Genomic DNA, 24,515 nt, shown 5'->3' with positions numbered 1-24,515 from the left:
GGCTAGGCCTTCGCCGCGGCGGCGTTGACGGCCTCGACCAGCTGCTCGGGGTCGCTCTTGCCGGCCAGCAGGTCGACGACTCCGACGTTCAGCGCGTTGCCGACGTTGAGGCCGTAGACGGTGTCGAGCCACTGCGAGACGTACGGGGCCGAGTTGTAGGCCTCGAGGATCTGCTGCAGGTACGGCTCGGTGACCGCCTCCTGCGCCACGGTGTTCACCGGGGGCGCGTTGAAGGCCGCGTAGTACTCCTTCTGCACGTCGGAGGTGGCCAGGTAGTTGAGGAAGTCGACGCACTCGTCGGGAGCGCCCGCGGAGCAGGAGTAGCCGTCGACGCCGCCCATGATCGCGCCGGCCTCGCCGTCGCCGCCGTCGATCTCGGGGAACGGGAACCAGCCCAGGTCGGGCAGCGGCTTCTCGTCGGGGGTGAGGGAGGCGATCACGCCGGGGTTCCACGCGCCCATGAGCTCCATCGACGCCTGGTGGTTGGCGAGGAGTCCGGCCGAGCTGCCCGCGCCCTGCTGGGCGGCGGTGGTGAGGAAGCCCTCGTTGAACGGCTCGGTGGCCGAGAAGTCCTGCAGGTCCTCGCCCGCGCGGACCCAGCAGTCGTCCGAGAAGTCCTTGGTGTCGGCCGCCTCGGCCATGGTGTCGGCGCTGCACTCGCGGAGCGCGAAGAAGTAGTACCAGTGCGCGGCGGGCCAGGCGTCCTTCGCGCCGAGCGCGACGGCCTGGGCTCCGCTGCCCTTGATCTTCGTGATCGCCGAGTCGAGCTCGTCGATGGTCTTCGGCGTCTCGGTGACGCCCGCCGCCGTGAAGAGGTCCTGGCTGTAGAACAGGCCGCCCGGGAGGACGGCGACCGGCATCGCCCAGACCTTGTCGTCGAGCGTGTTCGCCGAGAACGAGCCCTCGGGGATCTCGCTGCGCGCCTGGTCCGAGATGCCGTCGGTGAGGTCCTTCAGCTGTCCGCCCGCGACCATGGCGGCGAGCTTGCCGCCTCCGCGCTGGAGGAAGACGTCGGGGGCGTCGCCCGAGTTGAGCGCCGTCTGGAGCTTGCCGTCGAGGTCCTCGTTCTGGATGGCCTGCGACTCGATGGTCACTCCGGGGTTCGCGGCCTCGAAGTCCGCGATCGTCTTGTCCCAGAACTCCTGGCCGGGGCCCGTGGTCGAGTTCTGCCAGAGGGTCATCGCGACGGTGCCGTCGCTCGATCCCGAGTCCTGAGCCGAGCAGCCGGTGAGGGCCGCGACCGTGCCGAGCAGGGCTGCTGTCGCCACTGCGATCTTCCTGAACTTCATCGTCCAACCGTTCTCTTCATCGAGGGCGCCGCCTGGTGCACCGGCGCCGTGGGGGTTCCCGCCTTCGCGGGTGGAGTCAGTGTCCGCAGTGCTTGCGAAAGTGGTCAAACGTTTTCGAAATGGTTTTCGAAGCACGGGTTACAGTCGGCCACATGACCACCCGACCGACCATCCACGACGTCGCCGCTGCCGCCGGCGTCTCGGTGGCAACGGTGTCCAAGGCCGTGAACGGCCGCTACGGCATCGCCCCCTCCACCGCCACCCGCGTGCTCGAGGTCGTGCGCGAGCTCGGCTACGAGTCGAGCCTCGTCGCGAGCAGCATGCGCTCCCGGCGCACGGGCGTGATCGGCGTGCTCGTCGCGGGTTTCGAGCCGTTCAGCGCCGAGATCCTGAAGGGCGTGGGGTCGGTGCTGGCGGAGTCGCGGTTCGACCTGCTCGCCTACTCCGGCTCCCACGAGGGCGAGCAGGAGGGCTGGGAGCGGCGCTCGCTCAGCCGGCTCAGCGGCACCCTCATCGACGGGGCGATCATGGTCACGCCGAGCGTGGTGAGCGCCCCCTCCGACATCCCGCTCGTCGCCGTGGACCCGCATACCGGCCGCGCCGACCTGCCGACCGTTGAGTCCGACAACTTCGGCGGCGCCCTGCTCGCCACCCGCCACCTCGTCGCCCTCGGGCACCGCCGCATCGGCTTCGTCGCGGGCCGCGGCGACCTGCGCTCGGCGAGGCTGCGCGAGGCCGGCTACCGGGCGGCGCTGGCGGAGGCCGGCATCGCCTTCGACGAGCGCCTGCTGCGGGTGGGCAACTACCACCGTGACACCGCCCGGCGGCCCGCCTCCTCGCTCCTGTCGCTGCCCGACCGGCCGACCGCGGTCTTCGCCGCCAACGACGTCTCGGCGCTCGCGATCATCGAGACCGCCGCGCACCTGGGCCTCGCCGTGCCCCACGACCTGTCGGTGATCGGCTTCGACGACGTGCCCGAGGCCGCTCGCTTCGATCCGCCGCTGACCACCGTCCGCCAGCCGATGCAGACGCTCGGAGCGACCGCCGCCGAGATGCTGATCGCCCTGATGGCCGGGCGCGAGCCGCGCTCGCTGCACGTGCAGCTGCCGACGCAGCTCGTCCGCCGCGCGACGACGGCACCGCCGGCATGAGCGGCGACGGGACCGCCGGCAGGGGCGACGAGCGGGAGGACGACGGCCCGACCGCGGTGCACGCCGCCCTCTTCGACGCACTGGAGCTGGTGGACCTGCCCGCGCTCGAGGCGCTGCTCGACGAGCGCTTCGTGATCGAGCACCCGACCGGCCTGGTGCAGTCGCGGGAGGAGTGGCTCGCCGACATCGACGAGGCGCGCAAGGAGTACCACGAGATCGACCACGTCGAGAGCGCCCTCTCGGGCGGCGCCGCGCACCCGGTGCTCACCTCCCGCACCATCACCGAGGCGACCATCGGCCGCCTGCACGCGACCTGGCGGCTCCAGCTGACGAGCCGCCTCGTCCGCCGCGACGAGGGGTGGGTGATCACGCGGACCGTGGTGACGAGCTGGTGAGGCGGACGGACCGGCGCGTCCGCGGCCGGCTGCAGGCGCGGCGGGCAGGATCGACACCGTGCTCCTCCAGGTCGTGACCCGCTCCGCCCGCCCGGCCGCCGAGATGTTCGACCGGGCGCGCGACATCGACCTGCACACGCGCTCGCAGGCCGGCGCTCGCGAGCGCGCGGTCTCCGGGACGACCACCGGGCTGATCGGGCTCGGCGAGCACGTGACCTGGAGCGCCCGGCACTTCGGCGTCCCGCTCCGGCTGACCAGCACCGTCACCGCGCTCGACGCCCCGCACTCCTTCGTCGACGAGCAGACCCGCGGGCCCTTCGCGACGTTCTGCCACGAGCACCGCTTCGAGCCCGACGGCTCCGGCTCCGGCTCCGGCTCCGGCTCCGGCTCCGGCTCCGGCTCCGGCTCCGGCTCCGTGATGATCGACCGGCTCGAGTACTCCGCCCCGCTCGGCGTCCTCGGGCGGATCGCGGAGCGGCTGGTGCTCGACCGGCACCTGCGGCGGCTGCTGGAGGAGCGCGGCGCGTTCCTCGCCGGGGGCGACCGGTGAGGCTCCTGATCCGGACCCTGCTGACGCTCGTCGCCGTCGCCGGGGTCCTCTCGCTCGCGACGACCTCGGTCCTGTTCGCCCTGTCCTCCCTCGACACCGGCCGGGACCCCGGCGAGCTGCTCCTCCCGCTGGCCCGAGCGCTTCTGGCGACCGCCGTGACGGCGGCCGTCGGCGGGCTCCCCTACTCCGCGGGACGGGGTCGCGCGCCCTGGCCGGTCCTCTGGTCGGCCTCCACGGTCTGCATCCTCGCGATCGCCTGGATCGTGGTCTCGATCGCGGCGTGGACCGACGCGGGCGATGGGACGGACGCCGTCGTCGCGCTGCTGACCGTGGTGCCCGCCGCCTGCTGCTCGATCGCCGCGGTGCCGGTGACCGAGCTCGTCCTCCGGGTGGGAACGCACAGGATCGGCGCCCGCTAGCGGATCCGTCCCCTCCGCTTGACGTTGACGCCGCGTCAACCCGTACCGTCGCTTCCATCGCCGCCGGAGTCACCGGCGACGCGGAGACGGAGGGCGCTGTGGAGCAGGAGTGGACCGTGCACGAGGTGGCGCGGCTGGCCGGCACGACCAGCCGGACGCTGCGGCACTACGGGGCCGAGGGGCTGCTGCCGCCGAGCCGGGTCGGCGCGAACGGCTACCGCTACTACGACGCCGCCGCGCTCGTGACGCTGCAGCGGATCCTGCTGCTGCGCGACCTCGGTCTCGGGCTGCCCGAGATCGGGCGGATCCTGCGGCGCGACCTCGGTCTCGGGCTGCCCGAGATCGGGCGGTCGCCGGGACGATCACCACGATGAGAGAAGGGAACGGGCCGATGGCCGAGGAGATGTTCGACGGGTTCGACCACGCGGAGCACCGCGAGGAGGTGGAGCGCCGCTGGGGTGCCCCGGCGTACGCCGACGGCGACCGCTGGTGGCGCTCGATGAGCGCGGAGGACCGCGAGCAGTGGCAGCGGCGGCAGGCGGACCTCGCCGACGCCTGGACCGCCGCGGCGGCGAGCGGGGCGGATCCGACCGGGCAGGAGGCGCTCGCTCTCGCCGATCGGCACCGCGCCTGGCTCGCCGAGGTGCCGGGCACGCCCCGCGACGCGTCCGGCGGCCCGAGCGACGAGTACCTGCTCGGGCTCGGCGAGATGTACGTCGACGACGAGCGGTTCTCGGCGCACTACGGCGGAGTCGCCGGCGCCCGGTTCGTCCGCGACTCGCTGCGGGCACTGGTCGAGCGGCGGGGATGACGGAGGTCTCGTCGGCCGCAACGCGACCCCGCTCCGGAACGGCATGATCGCCTCATGGGACGCATCCGATTCAGCAGTCCGGGCTGGGACGAGGACACCGATCGGGGGCCCGCGCCCGACCCCGACCGTGCCCGGTACTCCCGGGACGACGGGGCGAGGTTCACCGCGATCACGCTCACCGGCCTGTCGGTCCTCCCCGCGATCGTCCTCACGGCCGCGTTCTTCCTCGTGCGCCTCCCTCCCCTGGACCGCGACGACCAGCCCGACTGGACGGCACCGGCCGCGGACGTCCTTGCTCCGTGGCTGCTGCTGTTCCTGCTCCCGCCGCTGGTCACAGGGCTGCTCGCCCGTCTGGTCGGCGGGCGGGACTCCTCCCACGGGTTCGGTCGCTCCGCCGCGGTCTGCCTCGTGGTGATGGCGCCGTTCCTCGGGCTCTCGGCCCTGTCGCTCCTCGGCTAGGCGCTGCCACCGCTCACGCCTGCAGGACCACCGCGCCGTAGTGCGTGCCCGCGCCCGTGCCCACCAGCAGCACCGACTCCCCCGGCCGCACGCGCGAGCGGTGCAGGGCCAGCGGGATCGCGCTGCCGATCGTGTTGCCGACCTCGCCGAGCGTGATCGTCATCCGGTCGCGGCCCCAGAGGCGGGCCATGCCCTCGAGCCCGGCCGCGCTGGTCTGGTGCGGGACCACGCGGTCGATGCCGGGGAGCCCGGTCGAGAGGCCGGGCCGCACCTCCTCGAGGAATGCCGGGAAGTGCCGCAGCGCGTCGACGAGCAGCGCCTTGCCCTGCATGTCGAAGCGGAAGTCGGCGAGCCGGTCCTGCGCCTCCTCGATCCGGATCCGCGAGCCGAAGCCGCGCAGCTCCGCGTGGCGCACACCGCTCGGGCGGGTGCGGAAGTGCGTGGTGACCAGGCCCTGCCCCGGAGTCTCGGCGCGTCCGATCACGACGGCGGCGGCCGCGTCGCCGAAGAGCAGGGCGCTCTCGGGCTGGCCCGGGTCGATGCCGCGGCTGCCGCAGTCGGTCGAGACGATGAGCACGGTGTCGGCGCGACCCGTGGCGAGGAGGAATCCCGCCTCCTGCAGAGCGAAGAGGAACGACAGGCAGGTGGCGCCGACGCTGTACGCCGAGACGTCGTCGAGGCCGAGTCCCGCCGCGAGCAGCGCGCCTCCGTCCGGGATCGCCTGCAGCTGAGTGCCCGAGGCGTTGAGCACCACGTCGACCGTGTCGAGCCCGGCCGCCGCGAGCGCCCGACGGGCGGCGAGCAGGCCGAGCTCCAGCGGGTCCTCGTCGTCGGTGACCCAGTGGCGGGTGCGCACGCCGGAGCGGCGCTCGGCCTCGTCGGCGGGCAGGCCGCAGAGCGCGGCGACCTCGGCGGTCGTGACGATCCGCTCGGGCAGCGCTTCGCCCGTGCCGAGGACGCGGAGCGGGAGGAGGTCGGGCACGCGGGCCCCTTCCTGCCCCGGGACGTGCGGAGCGAATCCCTGTATAGCGCGCCTCTGCACCTCCGCGCGCACTGTTCGGCGCGGTTTGACGGCACGGGCCCCCGCCGACACCATGGTCCCGGAGCGGGGGACGGATGGACGCGCGCGGTTTCTGGGTGGTCGTGCCCTTCCTCGACGAGGAGAAGCTGCTCGGCGGCGCCCTCGACGCGCTCGCCCGCCAGACCGATCCGGACTTCACCCTCCTGCTCGTCGACAACGGCAGCACCGACGGCTCGCGCGCCGTGATCGAGGAGTTCCGCCGCCGGTGCCCGGAGCGGCAGGTCGCCGTGATCGACGAGGCGCAGAAGGGCACGGGAGCCGCCTCCGACACCGGCTTCCGCCACGCGATCGCCGAGGGCGCGACGGCCGTCGCCCGCACGGACGCCGACTGCCTGCCGAGCGCCGACTGGGTGGCGCGCCTCAAGGCCGACCTCCGCGGCGGCGCCCGCTTCGTCGGCGGCCGCCTGTCCCCGCGGCGGGACGAAGCCGTCTACCGCTGGTACGACGGCGTGCTCGGCACCGCGCTGATCCGCCTGATGGAGCACGCCCCGGGCGTCTTCTACCGCCGCCCCGGCCAGCGGTACCGGATGTTCATGGCCGCCGGCTGCAACCTCGCGATCGATGCCGCGCTGTACCTCCAGGTCGACGGCTTCCCGCGCTCGAGCATCGACGACACCGACGAGGACCTGGAGCTGCACCTCAAGGTCTGCCAGGTGATCGGGCGGAGCGAGGCGCTGCTCGACAAGGACGCGGTCGTGCTGATGTCGATCCGGAAGGGCAAGGCGCTCGGGTACCTGGGGATCCTGCTCTGGTACTGGGGCCGCAAGCGCGGGCTGGAGGTCGTCGATGTCCGCTGAGCGCCGGCGCCGCGTGCTGATCACCGGGGCGACGGGCTTCCTCGGCGGCTACGCGGTGCGCGAGTTCCTGGCCGCGGGCGACGACGTGCTCGCCACCGGTCGCGCCCCCGAGGCGCTGGCGCGGCTGGAGGAGGAGGGCGCCACGGTCCTCCGCGCCGACCTCGCCGAGCTGGGCGCGACGACCGTCGAGGCCGACGTGCTCGTGCACGCCGCCGCTCTGTCGAGCCCGTGGGGCACGTGGAGCGAGTTCGAGCGCGCGAACGTCGCGGGGACGGAGGCGATGATCGCGCTGGCCGAGCGCTGCGGGATCCGCCGCTTCGTCTTCGTCTCGTCGCCGAGCATCTACTCCGCCCGCCGCCACCAGTACCTGGTGCGGGAGGAGGAGGTCGACACCGGCAGCCGGATGAGCCTCTACATCCGCAGCAAGATCGAGGCCGAGAGGCTGCTGCAGGAGGCGCACCGCGCCGGCCGGATCCCCGAGCTCGTGATCCTGCGCCCCCGCGGCCTGATCGGCGTCGGCGACCCCAGCCTCCTCCCCCGCTTCGTCGCCGCGAGCCGCCGCCGCGGCATCCCCCTCTTCGACGGCGGTCGGAACCCCGTCGACATCACCTGCGTCGAGAACGCCGCGCACGCGCTGGTGCTCGCCGCCGACGCTCCCGTGGCCGACGGCGGCGTCTACAACATCACCAACGGCGAGCCCGCTCCGCTCGGCGACCTCCTCGAGCGCTTCTTCGCCGCGATGGGCGAGGAGCCGCGCTTCATCCGGGTGGACCTGCGCGTGCTGACCGCGCTCGCCGAGATCCTGGAGCGGGTGTACCGGCTGCTGCCCGGCCGCGAGCCGCCGTTCACCCGCTACACCGTGGCGACCCTCGCGTACGCGCAAACCCTCGACATCTCGCGGGCGCGGGCCGAGCTCGGCTACGAGCCGACCGTGCCGCTGGCGGACGGCATCCGCCGGGTCGGCGAGCACCTGAGGGGGACGCGTGGCTGAGTCGTCGCTGCAGGTGATGGCGTGCGGGAGCACCGTCTTCCCGCTGTCCCGGGTGTTCCGCGGGAGGGGGCTCCCCCGCCGCGTCTTCCCCTCCAACGTCTTCCTCTACACGCACGCGAGCGGCCGGCGGGTGCTCGTGGACACGGGCTACCCGCCGACGTTCCGCGGAACGGGCCTCGTCGGACGGCTGTACGAGCGGATCCTGCCCGCGACCGTGCCGGACGACCAGACCGTCGACCAGCGGCTGCTCGCCCTCGGCCTGACCCCGGCCGACGTGGAGTTCGTGGTGCTCACGCACCTGCACCCGGACCACGTGGGCGGCGTGCGCTGGTTCCCGGACGCGACGTTCGTGCTGTCGTCTGGCCAGGTCGCCTCCGTGCGGCGGAACCGCGTGCGCGAGGGGATCTTCCGCGCGCTGCTGCCGCCGTGGTTCGCGGCCGGGATCGTGGCGGACGAGCAGCCCGCGACGACGATCAAGGGGCTGACCGGATTCGACCTGTTCGGCGACGGGTCGCTGCTCGTGGTGCCGCTCCCGGGGCACGCACGCGGGCACCTGGGGGTGCTCGTCGAGGGGCGCGTGCTGGTGGCCGGCGACGCGGCGTGGGGGCGGGAGTTCCTCGGCTGGTCCGGGCGCCTGCGCCAGCTGCCGCGGTTCATCAGCGACGACGCGCGGGCGCACGAGCGGACGTCCGAGTTGCTCGAGCGTGTGGAGGCGGAGGGCGTGCGGCTGTGCTTCTCGCACGACGCGTATCCGGAGGGGGACGTGGCGCTGCGCGGAGCGGCGACTTGCCGGTAGGTGCCGATGCCGACGACGACCCGCGGGCGACTTGTGCGCCCTCTTCAAGTTCACCGCTTAAGAAGTGCCTAGCCCTGATGAAGCGAAGCTAGTCGAGCGTAGTTGTGCGCTCGGCCAGCGCTACTGTGGCGCGGGCACGCAGAAGCGCGCTTGAGAGCAAGAACCATAAGGCGGCTAGGACAACCAGGGCCGCGCAGGTGACACCGGCTACAACTGCGACTCTTGCCCAGGCCGCATCAGCGGTCGCACGAGAAATGTCAGCTTGGATGAGCGCGGCGTCACTAGAGGAACTCGCCTTCTCAAAACGTTCTGTCGCCTTCTCCAGTTCGTCTTTGAAAGGAACGAACTCCCTCGAAGACGCCGCAATACGATCGTCAAACTCTTTCTTCAGCGCCGGATCGAAGCCGACAGAGGCGGGCCAGATTGGAGCTGAAATGGTTCCGTCCTCCACGCCGCGCGCCACCTCTTCATCGTAGATCTGCGAGGCGACCGTCTGCTCGAGTTCAAGCTTCTCCCAAGCCAGGTCGTGGCGATACTCCGCTCCCTTGAAATCTTTACGCACTTCTTTTAGACGGCTTGCGCTAGATTCCGCTTGCGTTTCTAACGAATTGGCTTCGAAGGTAAGTTGCGTTGCGCTGAAGACGTTTATACCCACCGTCAACAGGCCGCCTGCAAGCGCGAGAAAAAAGATCCATCGACCGGCAGTATTTGCCGCTTCTGCACGCTTTAGAAAGTGACGGACAGGGTCAGTAGAGGTTCGAGCGGAAGGTCTTGGCACCCGATCAGTGTAGCCAGTTGCCTTCGCTGTTTGTGTACGCTTCCAATTCGAACCAACGACTTAGTTGCATGTCATCGATCTGGTTACGAACCAACCCGATTAATAGACATGAATGAAGGCCCCGCGTCCCTGATCCGCGTGACGTAGAGCCGAGGTCGAAAATGAAGGTCGACCGAGCTCGCAGTCGCCCTCACCCGCAACGCTCGTGGCCGTGCCGCCGGGAAGGACGGCATCATCGTCGGCTACCGCATCGGGAGCGGCAGTGAGCTCGGCTGGTCGAGCGGCTACAGCAACGACGTCGGGGTGCATCACAGGATCGGCCACGACGGGCAGCAGCTGACCGCGCCCTTCAGTCGAGTGTGGGAGGCCTGGCCGGAACGCTGACGCCGCGGCCGGCCGATCCTCGCGAGGTCATCGACCTTGTCCGAAAAGTGAGGCGCCTCCCGCCTCGGGCCGCGAGATCTCGAGTTCCGAGGCTCGACCAGCCGGCGGTCGTCAGCGGGGCAGGTGCTCGTAGGGGACGCGGCGGCTCAGCCAGGCGAGCAGCCCGGCGGCGAGCGCCGCGATCGCCGCCGGGATGAGAAGCAGCCAGAGGGCCGAGGTCACGGCGACGAGGACGAGCGCCGCCGCGGCGACGCCGGCGCCGATCGCGAAGTTCCAGCGCACGTCCGTCGCCACTCCGCCCTCGGGACGCGCCCACAGCACGACGAGGGCCGTCGCGATCGGCCCGAACAGCAGCCCCAGCACGAACCACCGCCAGCGCGAGCGGCCCTTCTGCTCGGCGAGACCGGCGGTGACGATCGCGAGTCCGAACCAGATCCAACCGGAGTCCTGGGTGAGTGTCATGCGTGGAGCCTAGGGCGCGGGCAGGATCACCCCGGCGAGGTCGCCGATCGGGGGCGTGGGCCTGTCGCCCGCGTCTCCCGCTCAGCGGTCCCCGGCACGGCGCCGAATTCCTCCGCTACCCGGGCACCACCACGAAGGCGACGCCGACGACGACGCCCAGCACGAGAGCCGCCGAGCCGAACCCGATCAGGAGGGCGAACGTCAGCGGACGGGTCTCGCGGAAGCTCATCGTTCCGGGGATCAGCTCGTTGATCTCGGCGGGGCTGAGCGTCTTCTCCGGGGCGGGCGGCGCCTCGATCTCCCGCCGACGAGCGGCTCCGGTCAGGCGCGCCCACACGCTCCGGCTACCGGTGTGCACGCCACGCGCCGCCGGCGAGAGCGGTGTCGTCACGGCGGCGACGACGGCCCGCAGATCCTCGAGCTCCCAGTCCGCCCCGCGGAGCCGCAGCGACCGGCTTCCGTCCGACAAGAACAGGATGAGCGACGGCGGCAGATCGATCCCCTCACTGTTGGGGCCGGCGGGCACCCATGCGAGCAGCGCCTTCACCGACGGGTCGGCCCGCTCGAAGGTCACGACCCTGCCTCGAGCGTCCGTGCACTCGATCGCCCGGTCCGAGATCCGGAGCGACGCGGTGGCGAGGAACCGCCGATTGCGGAGCGCCAGCACTCCGACGATCACCAGAGCCACCACGGTGGCGAAGCCGAACAGCCCGAGGTAAACGGCCAGCGCCGCACCGCGGTCGTCGGCGACCACGACTCCCCAGACGCTCCCCGCCAGCAGGACCAGCGCGGGGAGGACGGCGACGGGCCTCAGCCGTCGCGACTCGTTCCTCTGCCGGGCCCTCGAGGGCCGGAACTCGCGAACCGGCTCCGAGCGGTCCGTCCGTCGCCGCTCCATCAGGCGGACGCGACGGACGGAGAGCCGGTGCGGACGCGGTTCCGAAGAGGGTCGTCGAGACTGCGGCGCATGGCGTCAGGGTAGCGGTGGCGCTCCGTCGGGCCGCGCTCGCGACCGAGCCTTCGCGTGGTTCCGGCTTCGCGCGATCCACTTCGTGTCCTACCTCTTCTTCGACGCCCCTCGCCCAGTCACCGGAGGGTGAGCGGACGCGGCGCGCCTGTCAGTCCGCGCGGGACGTCACCGCACGACAGGTCGGCCCCTCCCGGGGTGCCGCCGCCGGGCACGATCATCCGAGCGAGGGCTCGTCCGGATCGACAGACTGGGCTGGTGTCCTCACCGATGACGATCCGCGCCGTGCCGACCTCGGCCCAGCGTGAGGAGATGCACCTCAGGCTCCGTCGCACGGAGATCAGCCCCGCGCGAGGCCTCGCGGCCGTCCCCGGCGATCGGCCTCCTCAGGACGTCGCGTGCAGGACCGCGCACTCGACGCACGCGCGACGCCGGGCGCGGCTGCAGCCCGCCGGGGGCCGAGCGCCCTGACGCGACTCCCGCGCCGCCGGCCACACGACGCCCCCACTCGACGCCCACGTACCCACTCCAGACAGGACCCGCCATGACCTCCTCCCTCTCCCACCCGGCGAGCCGCTGGGCTCTCGACCACATGCCCCTCACCGCGCAGGCGGTCCGGGAGCTCGCTCCGGTGCTCTCCGGGAAGAAGCTGGCGATCTGCCTCCACGTCGAGCCCAAGACCGCCGCCCTCGTCTCGCTCCTCGTCGAGGCCGGGATGGACATCGCTCTGACGGGCTCGCCCGGAACCACGAAGGACGACGTCGCCGACGACCTCCGCGCCCTCGGCGTGCACGTGCACACGCAGCAGAGCGACGGCGAGGCGGAGCACCTCCGCAACATCGAGAAGGTGCTCGAGCACAATCCCGACCTCACCCTCGACAACGGCGCCGACCTCACCCTCCGCCTGATCGATTCGGGCGTCCCGGACCACTACCTCGGCGGCACCGAGGAGACCACCACCGGCGGCATCCGCCTGCGGGAGAACAGCGCGACCCTCCCGCGACCGGTCGTCGTCATCAACGACTCGCCCCTCAAGCTGATCGTCGAGAACGAGTACGGGGTCGGCCAGAGCGTCGTCCAGGGCTTCATGAACGCCACGAACCTCATGATCCCGGGCACCCGCGCCGCGGTCATCGGCTACGGCCCGTGCGGGCGCGGGGTCGCCGACACCCTCTCGCAGCTCGGAGCGCGGGTCTCCGTCGCCGACGTCGACCCGATCCGCTCGCTGCAGGCGATCCTCCGCGGCCACCGCGTCGGACCCGTCGCCGACGTCCTCTCGGACGCGCAGTTCGTCTTCACCGCCACCGGAGCACCCGGCGTCATCGGCGCGGCGGAGATCGATGCCTTCGCCGACGGCGCCGTGATCGCGGGCGTCGGCCACTTCCCGTGGGAGATCGACGAGGACGCCCTCGCGGCCGCCACGGAGTCGACCACCGAGTTCGCCGACGGCCAGCGCCGGCAGGGCATCCGCCTGAAGAACGGCAAGCGGATCGTCCGCCTCGAGAACGGCCGGATGATCAACCTCACGGCGGCCGGCGGCAACCCGATCCAGGCGATGGACCTCGGCCTGACCCTGCAGGCCCGGAGCCTCGCCGCTGTCGTCACCGCGGACCTCGACGCCGCCGTGCAGCCCGTCCCGGCCGACGTCGAGCACCGCATCGCGACCGACCTCGTCGCCCTCCTCAGCCGCTGAGGGACGCCGGGCAGGAGGGTCTCGCCGGGCGCAGCGGGTCGGGATCGCGACCCGGCTGCGCCGACGTCGGCGCGGTTGCCGGCAGCAGGAGCAGGCGTCCGTGGCCGCTCCCGCGAGGCCGAATCAGCGGGCCCGCCCGGCTCACGGGCCCGTCACTCGCGGCCGAGCCAGTCCGTGATCGCGCTGACGACGCGGTCGAGGTGGGACTCGAGCAGGAAGTGCCCGCCGTCGACGAGCTCGATGCGCACGTGAGGCGCGTCGCGGAGGAACGCCTGGGCGCCGGCGGGGGCGAAGATCTCGTCGTTCCGGCCCCAGACGGCGAGGACGGGGACTCCGGACTCGCGGACCACGCGTAAACGAATTATGAAGTGACACAACTCAATTTCAGTGGCAATCTCGACATGCAGAAGATCACAAGCGTTGCATATGCGTTGACTACAAGTTTTCTGCCGCATCAATCGATGCCGCAGCTTGCGCCTTATCACGCTGCTCGTTTGAAACCGACTCCAACAGCTCCGAAGCGAAAATGTCGTCAGTCTCTAGTCTGATATTGAAGAGAATTTGCGCATAGGTGTGCTGAAGTGGTTCATCATACCGCCAGCGTCCGTCTGGGGTATTGCGTAATAGACCACCTCGCTCATCGCTAGCGAGCTGAGGCAGAAAGGCGCTCAAGTTTCCAGCCGGGTACCCTGGCGTCGATTCCTTGATCTGTGCCAAGATCTCGGCATGCGTGCCGCCACGCTCAGGAAGGCCAGCAATCGCTCGAAGGATTACGGCGCAATTATCGAATTTTCGTACGCGCTTAAGAAACACTCCCTTTTCAAAGTCCTCCTTCATATTGCCGCTCATCGAGCGGGCGTACGATCGCGCTGCGAGCACGAGAACATCGTGCGTTATAAGCCGAGCCTCTCCCGGAACGGGCGTCTCGATGCCTAGTTGTTGGAGGCATCTCAAGGCCAAAGCGTGTGTTGCGCTTGCCACACCAGAAGATAACCGAATTATTTCGTCTTTTACTTCGGAAAAATCGACATTCAAGAGAAGCGCGCCCTTCTCTAGGATTTGGCTCAATTCTTCGGGTGTCAGCGGCTTTACCGAAAGCTGCGCAACCCGAGTTTTGACATCAGCCGGAGCTCGAACAATTGCTCCTGCCGTTTCGGCCGCGCCAAGTACAACTACGCCCGTGCGCTTGCTTGCCCTGTTTACAAAAACCTTCAACAAGTCCGCGACCTGCTCTTTTACTTCCGGTTTAACCTTGTGAAGGTCTTCGATAATCCAAGTTATTTGCCGCTGAGCCAGTTCTGCCTCGACTCGTTGAGGTGTCAACTGGGTTTTAACGACGGGCTGAGATACGCTTCCTTGCGTGTCTTCGCTTTTCAAATGACTTTCAATTTTGGCTGCAACTACATCCGAACCAATGGATCCGCCGATTTCGGAGCCTATGCTGTTCTCGGCGGATAGGTCACTGATCGCAAATACACCGAGTTCGTCGAATACCGATGCTAGAATCTCCGTGTAGGTCGTCGCTCCGGTGCAGTGTGTCGAAAGATGCTTGCGACCAAGGTCAAGTAGACTGTGGTCTACAAGACTTGATTTTCCTGCACCCGATTCGCCATATACAATGATTTGTGTGCCAGGCGTGCGCAGTGCTGCTTGTAGATCGCTTTGAACTTCACCTCGTCCGATAAACCCGCGTTTTGCGGAGGAGGTCGGAGTGAAGACGTCCTCAGCGAGGATCGGCCTGAGTGGTTGCGGAGGAGCGGCCTGAACCTTCTCAGCCCTTGGCTTCCGCCTGAACCAGTCAAAAACTCCCATTGCTACCTCCGTCGACGCGTCACAGCTTAGCGGCTGTCGCGAGCACGCTGGGCGACACCCATCAGGCTGAGCTTCAGATGCCGGGTCCTGATGCTGGCTCGATCCTGCGGAGGTCGATCCGCGCAGGTTCGCCGTTACGTCGATGCGCCTAAAGTTCACGTTTACGAGCGTCGCTGTGGCGAGAAACGCAATGTCGAAGCCCGTTATGCAGAGGTCTCGGAACCATAGGGATGCGGAGCGTCTCGTTGGACGGCTCATACCAGCGTCCGTCGTTGTGTGAGGACGCGCGGGCGTTGATCTCGCAACTGTGGCGTGATACCCCGCGGGGCGCCGGTCGCGTAGCAGGCCGCTGCGAGTCGTTTGCTGTCTACCGATCGCCTTGCAAAACAGTAGCTTTTTGAGACGCATCGTTCAGCGCTCGTTCAGCGCTCACGGATCCGGATTTTTGGGATGTCGGTTATCTTGCGAAAATATACTGCCGTGTTTCGTCTCAGGTGGGGACTGGAGGGTATTTTCGAGTCAGAATGACGTCGTGAGGGTCCTGGGCGATACGCGTGTGAGTACGTCGAGTTAGGACGCGCAGCTGCAGCTCGACGCGCTCGTCGCCGCCGACGTGCAGAGGCGCGGCGTCTTCGCGAACGTCACCTCGGGGAGCAAGACCGCGATCGAGCGGACCGGGATGAAGAAGCTCATCAGCGACACCGTCGTCGTGTGATGAGTCGACCGACTTGGCCGTCCGCTGCTCGACATGCTGAACACGGTGAACCTGCTGCGAGAGCGCGGTGTGCAGGCCCGGTCGATCTCTGACGACATCGCCCGTCGACGTCGACGGGCCGGCTGATACTGAAATGCTCGCCACCTTCGCGGAATACGAGCGGGAGCTCATCGCGGAACGGGTCAACGCCGGCATCACCGTAATGCGTGCGAACGGAACTCGCTTCGGCCAGCCTCCGTCGGATCCAGTCGTGATCGCGGACAAGCTCGCGATCGCCGCGGACGCTCGCGGTCGCGGCCGCACCGCCGGAGGACGCTGCTCGTCTAGTCCGGCGGAGTCGCGCGACGCTCTACCGCCACCAGCAGGCTCAGACGACCCGCGAGAGCGCAACGATGTAGCTGATTTTCGGCGACATGATGCGATCACAAAAGGTTGCCTCCGGACAAGCAACTTCGTAAAACGCGTGTGACCACCGGCCGTGTATGCCATAGCGGACTCCTACACACGCAGCGCCCCCAGCAGCAGTGCGCCAACGCTACACGAACTAAACCTGGCAGCCTTCTTACGGACGTAGCGCGGTGCTGACCCGAGGAACCTCACGATTCACCAAAGTTGCGGAACGCTCGCCTCTCGAACATGAGAACCGGCTACGTTCGGTTCATGCTCTCCCACAACATCGCCAGCTTCGCCGGAGGACTGAGCGCCAAGCTTGCCACCCGGTCACGGCATGTCTGCACGTTCTTCGGAGCCGGAACGTCCAAAGCATGCGGGCTTCCCGACGTCGCTTTATTGACCCAGAAGATCCTTGCTGGACTGACAGCCGACCAGTCCTCATCTTTTTCGCGCCTTACATCGTCCCGCAATCTCGAACAGGCCCTCAGTCGGCTCAGGAGAATTCAAGCAGTGGTTGATGGAGCCGACATCGTAGATGGGTTGACACGAAAAGAGGCTAGAGATCTCGACTTGGAGATTTGCAGACTTATAATTGCAGAACTCTCAACAGTCAGTAACCTAACGGGTCCCGCTGACAATTTAGCAGCGTGGGTCGCCCGCGCGGATTACTTGCGGCCTGTCGAACTCTTCACGGTCAACTACGACTGCGTAATCGAGACTGCTCTTGAAGCCATAGGAGTACCGTATTTCGACGGTTTTGTCGGAACTTGGAAAGCTAGGTTCAGGACTGACATGGTCGAGGCAAATCAGTCAGATCTTGAATCATTACTACCACCCTTCTTCGCGCGATTATGGAAGTTGCACGGGTCGGTCAACTGGTCATGGGATGCGGATAGTCCCACAGGTGAGGTCGTAAGATTGGGCACTACCGTTCCAAAGGATCAGATCGCAGCAATTTTCCCCTCGGACGCCAAGTACGAGGAATCCCGACGTATGCCATTCGTTGTCCTTCAAGACCGACTCAGACGCGCCCTTAATGAGCCAGAAACTCTCTTCCTCGTATCTGGCTATTCCTGGGCTGACGATCACCTCAATGAATTATTCTTTGAAGCGGCCGCTCGTCGGCCACGCTCTGAGATTGTCGCCTTTTGCTACTCCGAAATTCCCAGCAACCTTGCAAGAAAAGCAGAGCAAACACCGAATCTCCAAGTAGTTACGCAAAAAGAAGCCATTATCGGCGGCCTTCGCGCTCCGTGGGAGGGACCCGGCGACGGCGTGACACTTCCCGGTGACATTTGGGACGGAACGAACTGCCGTCTCGGAGATTTTGGCGCACTGACTAGCTTCCTCTCTCGTAGCTCTTCGGCCTTGACCTTTACCCCCAGAGTCGAATGAGTGGAGACCCAGATGCCACCGAAGGATGAAACGTATGTAGGGCGCGTGCGACATGTGCTTGGGTCGCAAATTACAGTCGAACTGGACCCCGGCCTAGCCGGTATTGCTCCAATTTATCGCGGGCAACTTCAACAGATAGGTCAAATCGGTTCCCTCGTTCGGCTACCACAGGGGATGGTAGACCTGATCGCTACGGTCACCCTCGTGGGCATATCCGAACTCACCGCAGGACCGGGCCCTCACGAAAGCTCACCCGCGGGCGAGAGGTGGCTTCAGGTGCAACTCCTCGGTGAGGTCGACAAGGGGACCAGGCAGTTTCGACGGGGAGTGGGTTCTTATCCAGGTCTCGACGATCCCGTGCACTTCGCCAGAAGTGAAGAACTCACATCTGTTTACCCCCCATCATCGACAACACATATCCGAATCGGACGTTTGTCCGCTGCTGAAACAGTTCCTATCGCCCTTGATGTCGACAAGCTCGTCGTTCGCCACTCTGCCGTCGTTGGCTCCACCGGATCAGGAAAGACCAGTGCGGTCGCCTCACTTCTCCAGGGCTTCGCCAACGGGTACTGGCCGGCCGCCAACATCGTAGTCATCGATAGCCACGGGGAATACTCCCATGCCCTGGAAGAGCACGCTTCGGTGAGAACAGTTCTCGGTAAATCAAACGATCGGCTCCACGTCCCCTTCTGGGCACTTCCAGCCGAGGACATCTTACGCGCTTTTATCGGGACAAATGCAGGTCCGACCACGCAGAAGACGTGGGCAACATTGGTAGCCGACTCGCGTCGAAAATTTGCTGACGCGGCGACCTGGCTCAATCTTGATCCGCAAGCAATTACCGCGGACACCCCTGTACCATTTAATATTCAAGCAGTTTGGCTTCAATTAGACTCTGAGAATAGGGAGACCCGTCGAACAAAAAGCGATCCAAATTCAGTTTGCCTTGAGTCTGCTGGAAACGCCTCAACGCTCACGTCGGCTTCCTATACGCCGCATGGTCCCGCGGGAGCCTCACCGATGCAGGGACCTTTTTTCGGAGTTCACGGGAGCACGCCTGAGCTTCTTCGCCTCGGCTTGCTCGACCCTCGTCTCGCATTCATGCTGAAGCCCGCTGGGACCACCGAGGGACCGGACCCGCTTGTGAGCGCCATTGATTCTTGGATTGGAGGAACACAACCCGTCTCGGTCCTCGATTTCTCTGGCGTGCCCGACGCGGCCGCCGAACTAGCAATCGGGGTAATCATGAAGCTTCTCTTTGACGTGGCGATACGCACGCCAGATGGAATCGACGGAGTAGGTCGCCCCAGTCCGATTCTTATCGTGCTCGAAGAAGCTCATCGCTACCTCGGAGATTCGGCGGCACCGATCGCCCGAAATGCCGCTAATCGGATAGCTCGGGAGGGTCGCAAATACGGAGTTGGACTCATGCTCGTAACGCAACGGCCATCCGACCTTCCCGACACGGCGTTGGCGCAATGTGGAACGATAATTGCCCTCCGCCTCAGCAACAGTGCGGATCAAGGCAGAATTCGAACCGCTTTACCCGACAGTGTCGCTGGTTTAGCGGAAACGCTTCCATCGCTCAGAACAGGTGAGGCCATCATCAGCGGTGAAGCACTTGTCCTACCGACCCGGGTCATGCTAGACAGACCAAACCCCTTGCCTCTAGCCGAAGATCCATCTCTCGATTCATGGCACGCAAATTCTGGAACGCGCGACGTGAGTGGTGCCTTGGCTGACTGGCGCGGAATTTATGAACAGGAGACAGAATGACCTTGAACTGGCAACCGGTTGCGTCCCATCGAATCGTCGCAGAGGCATACGACTCCGAGACGGAAACCATTTACGTGGAGTTTCCGAAAGGTGGCGTCCAATGGTGGTACTCGGCTTGTCCGCCCGACATTTGGGAACAGTTCACAGCGGACGGACAGTCACGAGGACAATTCATCCATCAGGTATTGGATCATAGGCCGAACGGCCGGTTCGCCTGACACTACATTTGGTTGCGCAGCTGTCACCAATCGGCTCGTCGGAGTACTTCCTGTTCCCTGTCAGGACCGAGGCGCTGTCTACGTCTCCGAGATGGCCGCGGCGCCGACCATGTGCGCGACGGCCCGAAACGCGGCCCAGGAATGCGAGGCCGCCACGCAGACGTGGTGCCCGTCGCCCAGACAGCACTAGCGCTAGGCGTCGGACGTCATCGTCGGCAGCGACCACACCTGGAGCATGACGGCAGCTTCTCGTTCCGCGGCCGTCGCGGAGCTCGCGGACCTGGTCGCGCACGCCGTGCGCACCCCGCGCATCACCGGTGAGGGCGTCGTGTGGGAGCTGAGCGCTCCCGAGCCGGATCGCCTCGCGGTGCAGTCGGTCCTCGCCTGGTCCGCTGTGAACGCCCGGTTCCCTGGGCGGCTCCGCGCCTGCGCGAACGACGAGTGCAACCTCTTCCTCCTCGACCGCAGCCGCCCCGGCACCGCCAAGTGGTGCTCGATGGCGACCTGCGGCAACCGGATGAAGGCCCGCGCGCACGCGAGCCGGTCGCGGGACTGAGCGCGGCCGGGAGGCGGACGCCGTCGATCTAGCGGGGTCGCACGTCGTAGGTGACCCGGAGGAGCCCGTCCCCCTCGCTGCTGTGATGGCCTCGGAGAGTGAGGAGCACGTCGCCGGTGAGGTCGCCGAAGAGGCGGTGACCCTGTCCGATCAGCACGGGAGCGATCGAGACGGTCAGCTCGTCGACGAGGCCCACCCTCAGGAACGCCTGGATGGTGCGGCCTCCGTCGATGTAGACGCGGTCTGCCGCTCCGGCGTCGAGCAGCAGCGCCGCCTCCTCGACGGAGTGAGCCACCTCCACTCTGCCGTCCGCCTCGATCGTGGTGCTCAGCACGACGACCCGCTTCCCCTCGAACGGCCAGGCGTCGAAGCCGAGGACCGTCTCGTAGGTGGAGCGCCCCATGACGAGGGTGTCGATCGTCGGGAAGAACGTCTCCCAGATGAGCGCGGGGTGGGCCGTCGTCTCCGCGGTGTGGGGTCGCGGGGCGGGATCGGTGAGCCAGTCGAGGTCCCCGCCCGGTCGCGCGATGAAGCCGTCGAGACTCGTGCCGATGAACACGCATCCCGTCCACGATCGGTTCTCTGCCATGTCCAGCCTTTCCGAAGAGCGTCGAGTGCGAGGGCAATGATGGCAGGGGAGGCGTCGCGACCGGACGGCCATCGGGGTCCCGGCGCGGCATCGGCGGTCGGCCGCCCGAGACGCTCGGCCGCGCGCGGATCCGCTGAGTACGCTCGGGCCATGCAGCGCACGGTGGGCGGAGTCGTCATCGAGGTCGTCCACTCGAGGACCGGTGACGCGACCCGGACTCCCGACGGTCCGATCCAGCTGTGAACGATCACCCTCTCCGGAGCACGCATCGATCACACCGCGACGGTCGGCGTCGCCGGCACGTCGACGGAGCCGGACGAGGACGTGTTCGCCACCGTCCTCGAGGTGGCCGTGGTGGAGTACGTCCCCGTAGCCGAGGATTCGAGCACGACTCCGGCGTTCCGCGAGTGGAAGCGGGACCACGCGTCCGAACTGCATCAGCTCGTGGCGGCGCTTCGAGCGGGCAGCTGACTCCTGCCGGGCGCGCGACGGATGCTAGGCGCCGCGCAGCCGGGCCGTCGATGCGGACGCCTGCGCTCGAGCCCGTTGCAGGGCGTCCTCGCGTCCGGCCGCGTTCAGGCGGGCGGGACCGTAGGTGACCACCGGGGGCAGGACGTCGTACCCGACGAACTCGAGCATCCCGCGATGGATGTGGAAGAGGAACGACTGCAGGTCGCCGTAGCCGTCGGCGGCGCCGGGCGCGAAGGCCGCTTCGCCGCCGCCCGTCGTCAGCAGGAGCATCGCGCTCCTGCCACGCAGGCCGCCCTCGGCGAAGACGCCGTGCTCGCCTCCGAACGTCGCGCCCATCACGAAGACGCGGTCGATCCAGCCCTTCATGATCGCCGGCATCGAGAACCACCACAGGGGGAACGAGAGCACCAGGAGATCCGCCTGCAGCAGCTCGTCGAGATCGCTCGCGACGGGCTCCCCGAGCGTCTTCTCGAGGACCGCGGTCATCTGCTGCGCCTGCGGCTTGAAGTAGCCGGAGCCGGACGCGAACTGGTCGCGGTGCAGCACCGGGTCCCGGCCCTCGGCGTACAGGTCGAGCCGGCGCACCTCCATGCCGTCGGCCCTCAGCTGCTCGAGGACCGCGTCCGCCTGCGCCGAGGAGAAGGACCGCTCCTCGGGATGGGCGTGGACGAGCAGAGCACGGCGAGCGGGAGCGGCCTCGGAAGCATCGGTCATGCGGCCGATCATATCGACGATTCGCGATACGTCGCTAGATCGAGGCTCCGAGCCGCTTCAGGAGCCCGTCGACGTCGGCGTCGCTCCTCCGGTAGTGGGTGTACTTCCCGACGCGCGTCGAGCGGACGAGGCCCGCGCGCTCCAGGGATCCCATGTACGACGAGATGGTCGACTGCGCGAGACCGCTCTTCGCGGCGAGATGCGTGACGCAGACCCCGAACTCGGCGCGGTCGGCGATCGGCTCGAACTCGCTGAACGACGCCTCAGGAGAGCGGAGCCACTCCATGATCTGCAGTCGCGTGGGATTGCCCAGTGCCTTCAGCACCTCGACCAGTCCCGTGTCCACCGCGCCATTCTCCCCTGCTCGCCGCCCGGGCGCCTCCGCGCCGGAATCACCCTCCGCCCGGACGCACCCCGCTCACGGCAGCAGGATCACCTTGCCGTCGAGCGTCCGGGACTCGGCGAGCTCCATCGCCTCGACGATCCCCGTGAGCGGGAAGCGGGCGGCGATGTTGGCCGTCAGCGAGCCGTCGGCGAGGAGTCCGAGCACGCGGCCGAGGTCCTCCTCGAGCCGCGCACGGAAGCGCGCGGGGCGCATCGAGTGGCCCGCCCAGAGGTCGTAGAAGACCGCGCGCCGGCCGTTGGGGGCCAGCTGGTACGCCTGGATCCGCGCGAGCTGGCGGAGGAACGGGGGCCAGATGCTCCCGGTGCTCGCGCTGACGATCGCGTACGCGACGAGGGTGCCGCCGGGCGCGAGCAGCGACCACGCCAGCCGGGTCGTCGCTCCGCCGACGTTGTCGAAGACGGCCTGCACTCCGCCGGGAGCGAGCTCGCGCACGCGAGCGGCGAGGTCGGGATCGGCGTAGTCGACGGGCTCCACTCCGGCCGCTCGGAGGGCCTCGTGGTGGCGGGGCGAGGCGGCGCCGATCACGCGGATCCCCTCGAGGCGGGCGAGGCGGTGCATGAGGCCGCCGACTCCGCCGTTCGCGCCGAACAGGAGGATCGTGTCGCCGCGGGAGACCCGGGCCGAGCGGTGCAGCATCTGCCACGCCGTCACTCCGTTGACCACGACGGCCTCGGCGTCCTCCGACGCGACCGCGTCGGGGACGAGAACGCAGTCGCGGGCGGCGACACGGGCGTGCCCGGTCCAGCCGCCGGTCTTGGTGAGCGCGGCGACCCGGCGGCCCTCGAGCGACGCGTCGCCGCCGGGGCCGACCGCGAGGACCCGGCCGACGAGGTCGTAGCCGGGCGTGAAGGGGAACGGCGGCTGGGCGAAGTAGCGGCCGCGGCGCATCGACTGCTCGGCGAACGAGATGCCGGTGGCCTCGACGGCGACGAGCAGCTCGCCGGCCGCGGGAGGCTCGACCGGTGCCTGCTCGAGGAGCAGCCCGGACGGCTCGACGATCCCGGGGAGGACGACGCGGGTGGTGGTGCGGGGAAGCGTGGTGGACATGAGGGGCTCCTGGAGGTTGTGGTGAGTGACTGGACAGTCACAATCGCGGACATGAAAGGGGAGGGTGGTGAAGAGGAGGAGAAGGAGGAGGGGAAGGAGAAGAGGGCAGACGAGAGGACCGCGGACTCAGTCGCGGTGCCGGATGCCGTCGGAGACGATGCGCGCCCACTCGGAGTCGACGCCGCCGAGGTCGGTCTGCACGATCAGGTGGCAGAGCTGCCCGTAGGCGACGAAGCGCTGCACGGCCGGGCCGTCGGCTCCGGAGACGACGGTGACCGTCCGGACGACCGCGGAGATCCCGCGGCGCACCGCCTCGCGGATCTCGGGGACGTCGCACGCGCTCTGCGCCTGCGACTGCAGCATGATCAGGTCGCGGTCGGCGATCAGGTCGATGTAGGCGACGGTCATCGCCTCGAGCCGGTCGGCCGGGTCCGAGGAGGGCGAGGCCTCCCCCGCCGCCGCGAGCGTGGTCGCCACCTGCTCGTAGCAGCGGTCGACCGCGGCGACGAAGACGCCGAGCTTGCCCGGGAACAGGCGGAAGACGTAGGCGGGCGAGACGCCGGCCTCGGCGGCGACCTCGGTGATCGGAGTCGCGGCGTAGCCGGTGCGCGCGAACACGTGGAGCGCCGCCGCGGTGATCCGCTCGCGCTGCGCCTCGGCGGTGGAGCGGGAGGAGGGGGAAGGCATGTGACTGATCGAACACTTACTTTGCTCGCCTGTCAAGAGCGCTGCCGGACGAGTCGACACGCGGGCCGGATCAGGAGCCCCGACGACTCCGTCAGCAGTACCGACGCAGGCCTGCCGGCCAGGAGGGGCGCGCGCCGCTCCGGAGCTCGAGCGCGCCTCCTCCGCCCTGCCGAAAATGGTTCGGCTACCGTCCGTGGCGGGCCGAGTTCCTCGGTCCGCCACCCGAGGAGGGATTGCCCATGCACGATTCGACCGAGGCTGCCGTCGTTAAGAGGGTCCTGGAGGACGAGATCCTCGAGAACTACGCCTCCGTGGTGGACGTGGTCCGGACCTGGATCGAGAGCCCGAACAGCGTCTGCATCGTCTACCGGCGCCGTCTCGACGGCGACCATCTGATCGGTCAGCGCTTCCGCTTCCCACCGCACGCCGCGAACGACGATCCCGTCTCGACGGGAGTCGATGCGGCGCTGAACACGGCCGAGCCCCTCGGCGCGCCCTTGGAACGCGCGCGGCTCGCGGACGGGGTCTTCTGGTTCGCGATACCGCCGACCGACGCACTGCCCGCCATCCCCGACGGGCCGTCAGCACCGAGCCGGGACTGAGCGACGGCGGCGAGCTCGACGCTCTTCGGAAAGGCTGGACATGGCAGAGAACCGATCGTGGACGGGATGCGTGTTCATCGGCACGAGTCTCGACGGCTTCATCGCGCGACC

General features: G+C 68.1%; 27 protein-coding genes and 2 pseudogenes. 17 read left to right on the top strand and 12 right to left on the bottom strand.

Annotation, left to right across the window (positions count from 1 at the left end; all coding sequences use genetic code 11):
* Positions 1-2: 2 nt before the first annotated feature.
* The gene (locus C5C33_RS13725) at positions 3-1,289 is read right to left on the bottom strand and encodes an ABC transporter substrate-binding protein (RefSeq protein ID WP_104224901.1); all 1,287 of its coding nucleotides are present in this window, start codon (positions 1,287-1,289) and stop codon (positions 3-5) included.
* 152 nt (positions 1,290-1,441) lie between these two features.
* Between C5C33_RS13725 and C5C33_RS13720 the strand changes: the two genes are divergently transcribed.
* The 6 genes and pseudogenes from C5C33_RS13720 to C5C33_RS13695 all read left to right on the top strand — a co-directional run bounded on the left by C5C33_RS13720 (position 1,442) and on the right by C5C33_RS13695 (position 5,074).
* Positions 1,442-2,440 (top strand): LacI family DNA-binding transcriptional regulator, encoded by a 999-nt coding sequence (locus tag C5C33_RS13720; RefSeq protein WP_104261378.1) that lies wholly within the window; start codon positions 1,442-1,444, stop codon positions 2,438-2,440.
* Complete coding sequence (locus C5C33_RS13715) at positions 2,437-2,835, top strand: nuclear transport factor 2 family protein (RefSeq protein ID WP_104261377.1); 399 nt, start codon at positions 2,437-2,439, stop codon at positions 2,833-2,835. The genes C5C33_RS13720 and C5C33_RS13715 overlap by 4 nt, the downstream gene beginning before the upstream one ends.
* Positions 2,836-2,893: 58 nt before the next feature.
* Positions 2,894-3,385, top strand: a complete 492-nt coding sequence (locus tag C5C33_RS13710) for an SRPBCC family protein (RefSeq protein WP_308471178.1) — start codon at positions 2,894-2,896, stop codon at positions 3,383-3,385.
* Positions 3,382-3,804 (top strand): hypothetical protein, encoded by a 423-nt coding sequence (locus C5C33_RS13705; RefSeq protein WP_104261376.1) that lies wholly within the window; start codon positions 3,382-3,384, stop codon positions 3,802-3,804. The genes C5C33_RS13710 and C5C33_RS13705 overlap by 4 nt, the downstream gene beginning before the upstream one ends.
* 98 nt (positions 3,805-3,902) lie before the next feature.
* Positions 3,903-4,615 (top strand): annotated as a pseudogene (locus C5C33_RS13700) (TipAS antibiotic-recognition domain-containing protein).
* 54 nt (positions 4,616-4,669) lie between these two features.
* The gene (locus C5C33_RS13695) at positions 4,670-5,074 is read left to right on the top strand and encodes a hypothetical protein (protein ID WP_104261375.1); all 405 of its coding nucleotides are present in this window, start codon (positions 4,670-4,672) and stop codon (positions 5,072-5,074) included.
* 13 nt (positions 5,075-5,087) lie between these two features.
* Here the strand turns inward: C5C33_RS13695 and C5C33_RS13690 are convergent, their stop codons facing one another.
* Positions 5,088-6,056 (bottom strand): 3-oxoacyl-ACP synthase III family protein, encoded by a 969-nt coding sequence (locus tag C5C33_RS13690; protein ID WP_219812206.1) that lies wholly within the window; start codon positions 6,054-6,056, stop codon positions 5,088-5,090.
* Positions 6,057-6,190: 134 nt separating this feature from the next.
* On the opposite strand from C5C33_RS13690, the gene C5C33_RS13685 reads away from it, so the two are divergent.
* The 3 genes from C5C33_RS13685 to C5C33_RS13675 are packed head-to-tail and all read left to right on the top strand — an operon-like array spanning position 6,191 to position 8,739.
* Positions 6,191-6,952 carry a glycosyltransferase gene (locus C5C33_RS13685; protein WP_104261373.1) on the top strand — a complete coding sequence of 254 codons (762 nt, stop codon included), beginning with the start codon at positions 6,191-6,193 and terminating at the stop codon, positions 6,950-6,952.
* Positions 6,942-7,943, top strand: coding sequence for an NAD(P)-dependent oxidoreductase (locus C5C33_RS13680; RefSeq protein ID WP_104261372.1), 1,002 nt, complete (start codon positions 6,942-6,944; stop codon positions 7,941-7,943). Before C5C33_RS13685 ends, C5C33_RS13680 begins: the two co-directional genes overlap by 11 nt.
* The gene (locus C5C33_RS13675) at positions 7,936-8,739 is read left to right on the top strand and encodes an MBL fold metallo-hydrolase (RefSeq protein WP_104261371.1); all 804 of its coding nucleotides are present in this window, start codon (positions 7,936-7,938) and stop codon (positions 8,737-8,739) included. The genes C5C33_RS13680 and C5C33_RS13675 overlap by 8 nt, the downstream gene beginning before the upstream one ends.
* An 88-nt stretch (positions 8,740-8,827) precedes the next feature.
* Here C5C33_RS13675 and C5C33_RS13670 read toward each other — a convergent pair whose 3' ends face one another.
* The 3 genes from C5C33_RS13670 to C5C33_RS13660 form a co-directional block, all read right to left on the bottom strand.
* Entirely contained in the window at positions 8,828-9,517 is a 690-nt protein-coding gene (locus C5C33_RS13670; RefSeq protein ID WP_146085788.1) for a hypothetical protein, read from the bottom strand.
* A gap of 495 nt (positions 9,518-10,012) precedes the next feature.
* Positions 10,013-10,363 (bottom strand): hypothetical protein, encoded by a 351-nt coding sequence (locus C5C33_RS13665; protein ID WP_104261369.1) that lies wholly within the window; start codon positions 10,361-10,363, stop codon positions 10,013-10,015.
* 115 nt (positions 10,364-10,478) lie between these two features.
* A complete protein-coding gene (locus C5C33_RS13660) occupies positions 10,479-11,261 on the bottom strand; it encodes a hypothetical protein (protein WP_104261368.1) in 783 nt (260 codons plus the stop codon).
* Between the two features lie 613 nt (positions 11,262-11,874).
* On the opposite strand from C5C33_RS13660, the gene C5C33_RS13650 reads away from it, so the two are divergent.
* A complete protein-coding gene (locus tag C5C33_RS13650; protein WP_104261366.1) occupies positions 11,875-13,023 on the top strand; it encodes an adenosylhomocysteinase in 1,149 nt (382 codons plus the stop codon).
* A 152-nt stretch (positions 13,024-13,175) separates the two neighbouring features.
* Here the strand turns inward: C5C33_RS13650 and C5C33_RS13645 are convergent, their stop codons facing one another.
* Both C5C33_RS13645 and C5C33_RS18275 read right to left on the bottom strand, forming a co-directional pair.
* Positions 13,176-13,373, bottom strand: a complete 198-nt coding sequence (locus C5C33_RS13645) for an alpha/beta fold hydrolase (RefSeq protein WP_258069247.1) — start codon at positions 13,371-13,373, stop codon at positions 13,176-13,178.
* 85 nt (positions 13,374-13,458) lie between these two features.
* Positions 13,459-14,835, bottom strand: coding sequence for an ATP-binding protein (locus C5C33_RS18275; RefSeq protein WP_181136253.1), 1,377 nt, complete (start codon positions 14,833-14,835; stop codon positions 13,459-13,461).
* Between the two features lie 583 nt (positions 14,836-15,418).
* Between C5C33_RS18275 and C5C33_RS13640 the strand changes: the two are divergent.
* The 5 genes and pseudogenes from C5C33_RS13640 to C5C33_RS13620 all read left to right on the top strand — a co-directional run bounded on the left by C5C33_RS13640 (position 15,419) and on the right by C5C33_RS13620 (position 19,888).
* A pseudogene (locus C5C33_RS13640) lies at positions 15,419-15,948 on the top strand (recombinase family protein).
* 238 nt (positions 15,949-16,186) lie between these two features.
* Positions 16,187-17,338, top strand: coding sequence for an SIR2 family protein (locus C5C33_RS13635; RefSeq protein ID WP_219813862.1), 1,152 nt, complete (start codon positions 16,187-16,189; stop codon positions 17,336-17,338).
* A 357-nt stretch (positions 17,339-17,695) separates the two neighbouring features.
* A complete protein-coding gene (locus tag C5C33_RS13630) occupies positions 17,696-19,114 on the top strand; it encodes an ATP-binding protein (RefSeq protein ID WP_219814952.1) in 1,419 nt (472 codons plus the stop codon).
* Positions 19,111-19,332, top strand: a complete 222-nt coding sequence (locus C5C33_RS19230; protein WP_104261365.1) for a KTSC domain-containing protein — start codon at positions 19,111-19,113, stop codon at positions 19,330-19,332. Before C5C33_RS13630 ends, C5C33_RS19230 begins: the two co-directional genes overlap by 4 nt.
* Positions 19,333-19,567: 235 nt before the next feature.
* Complete coding sequence (locus tag C5C33_RS13620) at positions 19,568-19,888, top strand: CGNR zinc finger domain-containing protein (protein ID WP_104261364.1); 321 nt, start codon at positions 19,568-19,570, stop codon at positions 19,886-19,888.
* Between the two features lie 28 nt (positions 19,889-19,916).
* On the opposite strand, the gene C5C33_RS13615 is transcribed toward C5C33_RS13620, so the two are convergent.
* Entirely contained in the window at positions 19,917-20,477 is a 561-nt protein-coding gene (locus C5C33_RS13615; RefSeq protein WP_104261363.1) for a dihydrofolate reductase family protein, read from the bottom strand.
* Positions 20,478-20,801: 324 nt separating this feature from the next.
* Between C5C33_RS13615 and C5C33_RS18600 the strand changes: the two genes are divergently transcribed.
* Positions 20,802-20,948 carry a hypothetical protein gene (locus tag C5C33_RS18600; RefSeq protein WP_181136252.1) on the top strand — a complete coding sequence of 49 codons (147 nt, stop codon included), beginning with the start codon at positions 20,802-20,804 and terminating at the stop codon, positions 20,946-20,948.
* A gap of 24 nt (positions 20,949-20,972) precedes the next feature.
* Here the strand turns inward: C5C33_RS18600 and C5C33_RS13610 are convergent, their stop codons facing one another.
* The 4 genes from C5C33_RS13610 to C5C33_RS13595 all read right to left on the bottom strand — a co-directional run bounded on the left by C5C33_RS13610 (position 20,973) and on the right by C5C33_RS13595 (position 23,802).
* A complete protein-coding gene (locus tag C5C33_RS13610) occupies positions 20,973-21,662 on the bottom strand; it encodes an NAD(P)H-dependent oxidoreductase (protein ID WP_104261387.1) in 690 nt (229 codons plus the stop codon).
* 34 nt (positions 21,663-21,696) lie between these two features.
* Positions 21,697-22,008, bottom strand: a complete 312-nt coding sequence (locus tag C5C33_RS13605) for a helix-turn-helix transcriptional regulator (RefSeq protein ID WP_244230566.1) — start codon at positions 22,006-22,008, stop codon at positions 21,697-21,699.
* 72 nt (positions 22,009-22,080) lie between these two features.
* On the bottom strand, positions 22,081-23,115 hold the full coding sequence (locus C5C33_RS13600; RefSeq protein WP_104261362.1) for a medium chain dehydrogenase/reductase family protein: 1,035 nt from the start codon (positions 23,113-23,115) through the stop codon (positions 22,081-22,083).
* 126 nt (positions 23,116-23,241) lie between these two features.
* The gene (locus C5C33_RS13595; protein WP_104261361.1) at positions 23,242-23,802 is read right to left on the bottom strand and encodes a TetR/AcrR family transcriptional regulator; all 561 of its coding nucleotides are present in this window, start codon (positions 23,800-23,802) and stop codon (positions 23,242-23,244) included.
* Positions 23,803-24,041: 239 nt separating this feature from the next.
* Here C5C33_RS13595 and C5C33_RS13590 point away from each other — a divergent pair, with 239 nt between their 5' ends.
* Complete coding sequence (locus C5C33_RS13590) at positions 24,042-24,404, top strand: hypothetical protein (protein ID WP_104224922.1); 363 nt, start codon at positions 24,042-24,044, stop codon at positions 24,402-24,404.
* Positions 24,405-24,515 lie beyond the last annotated feature (111 nt).

The sequence above is a fragment of the Rathayibacter sp. AY1H3 genome (assembly GCF_002932015.1).
The sequence above is the reverse complement of the archived record's forward strand: the minus strand, read 5'-3'. Positions and strand labels throughout refer to the sequence as shown.

What these genes read in the sequence shown, in the direction of transcription:
- C5C33_RS13660 (WP_104261368.1), bottom strand. Translation starts at nt 11,261, where the DNA reads ATGGAGCGGCGACGGACGGACCGCTCGGAGCCGGTTCGCGAGTTCCGG.
- C5C33_RS13720 (WP_104261378.1), top strand. Translation starts at nt 1,442, where the DNA reads ATGACCACCCGACCGACCATCCACGACGTCGCCGCTGCCGCCGGCGTC.
- C5C33_RS13685 (WP_104261373.1), top strand. Translation starts at nt 6,191, where the DNA reads ATGGACGCGCGCGGTTTCTGGGTGGTCGTGCCCTTCCTCGACGAGGAG.
- C5C33_RS13680 (WP_104261372.1), top strand. Translation starts at nt 6,942, where the DNA reads ATGTCCGCTGAGCGCCGGCGCCGCGTGCTGATCACCGGGGCGACGGGC.
- C5C33_RS13620 (WP_104261364.1), top strand. Translation starts at nt 19,568, where the DNA reads ATGACGGCAGCTTCTCGTTCCGCGGCCGTCGCGGAGCTCGCGGACCTG.
- C5C33_RS13600 (WP_104261362.1), bottom strand. Translation starts at nt 23,115, where the DNA reads ATGTCCACCACGCTTCCCCGCACCACCACCCGCGTCGTCCTCCCCGGG.
- C5C33_RS13725 (WP_104224901.1), bottom strand. Translation starts at nt 1,289, where the DNA reads ATGAAGTTCAGGAAGATCGCAGTGGCGACAGCAGCCCTGCTCGGCACG.
- C5C33_RS13650 (WP_104261366.1), top strand. Translation starts at nt 11,875, where the DNA reads ATGACCTCCTCCCTCTCCCACCCGGCGAGCCGCTGGGCTCTCGACCAC.
- C5C33_RS18275 (WP_181136253.1), bottom strand. Translation starts at nt 14,835, where the DNA reads ATGGGAGTTTTTGACTGGTTCAGGCGGAAGCCAAGGGCTGAGAAGGTT.
- C5C33_RS13590 (WP_104224922.1), top strand. Translation starts at nt 24,042, where the DNA reads ATGCACGATTCGACCGAGGCTGCCGTCGTTAAGAGGGTCCTGGAGGAC.
- C5C33_RS13635 (WP_219813862.1), top strand. Translation starts at nt 16,187, where the DNA reads ATGAGAACCGGCTACGTTCGGTTCATGCTCTCCCACAACATCGCCAGC.
- C5C33_RS13610 (WP_104261387.1), bottom strand. Translation starts at nt 21,662, where the DNA reads ATGACCGATGCTTCCGAGGCCGCTCCCGCTCGCCGTGCTCTGCTCGTC.
- C5C33_RS13665 (WP_104261369.1), bottom strand. Translation starts at nt 10,363, where the DNA reads ATGACACTCACCCAGGACTCCGGTTGGATCTGGTTCGGACTCGCGATC.
- C5C33_RS19230 (WP_104261365.1), top strand. Translation starts at nt 19,111, where the DNA reads ATGACCTTGAACTGGCAACCGGTTGCGTCCCATCGAATCGTCGCAGAG.
- C5C33_RS13595 (WP_104261361.1), bottom strand. Translation starts at nt 23,802, where the DNA reads ATGCCTTCCCCCTCCTCCCGCTCCACCGCCGAGGCGCAGCGCGAGCGG.
- C5C33_RS13715 (WP_104261377.1), top strand. Translation starts at nt 2,437, where the DNA reads ATGAGCGGCGACGGGACCGCCGGCAGGGGCGACGAGCGGGAGGACGAC.
- C5C33_RS13695 (WP_104261375.1), top strand. Translation starts at nt 4,670, where the DNA reads ATGGGACGCATCCGATTCAGCAGTCCGGGCTGGGACGAGGACACCGAT.
- C5C33_RS13615 (WP_104261363.1), bottom strand. Translation starts at nt 20,477, where the DNA reads ATGGCAGAGAACCGATCGTGGACGGGATGCGTGTTCATCGGCACGAGT.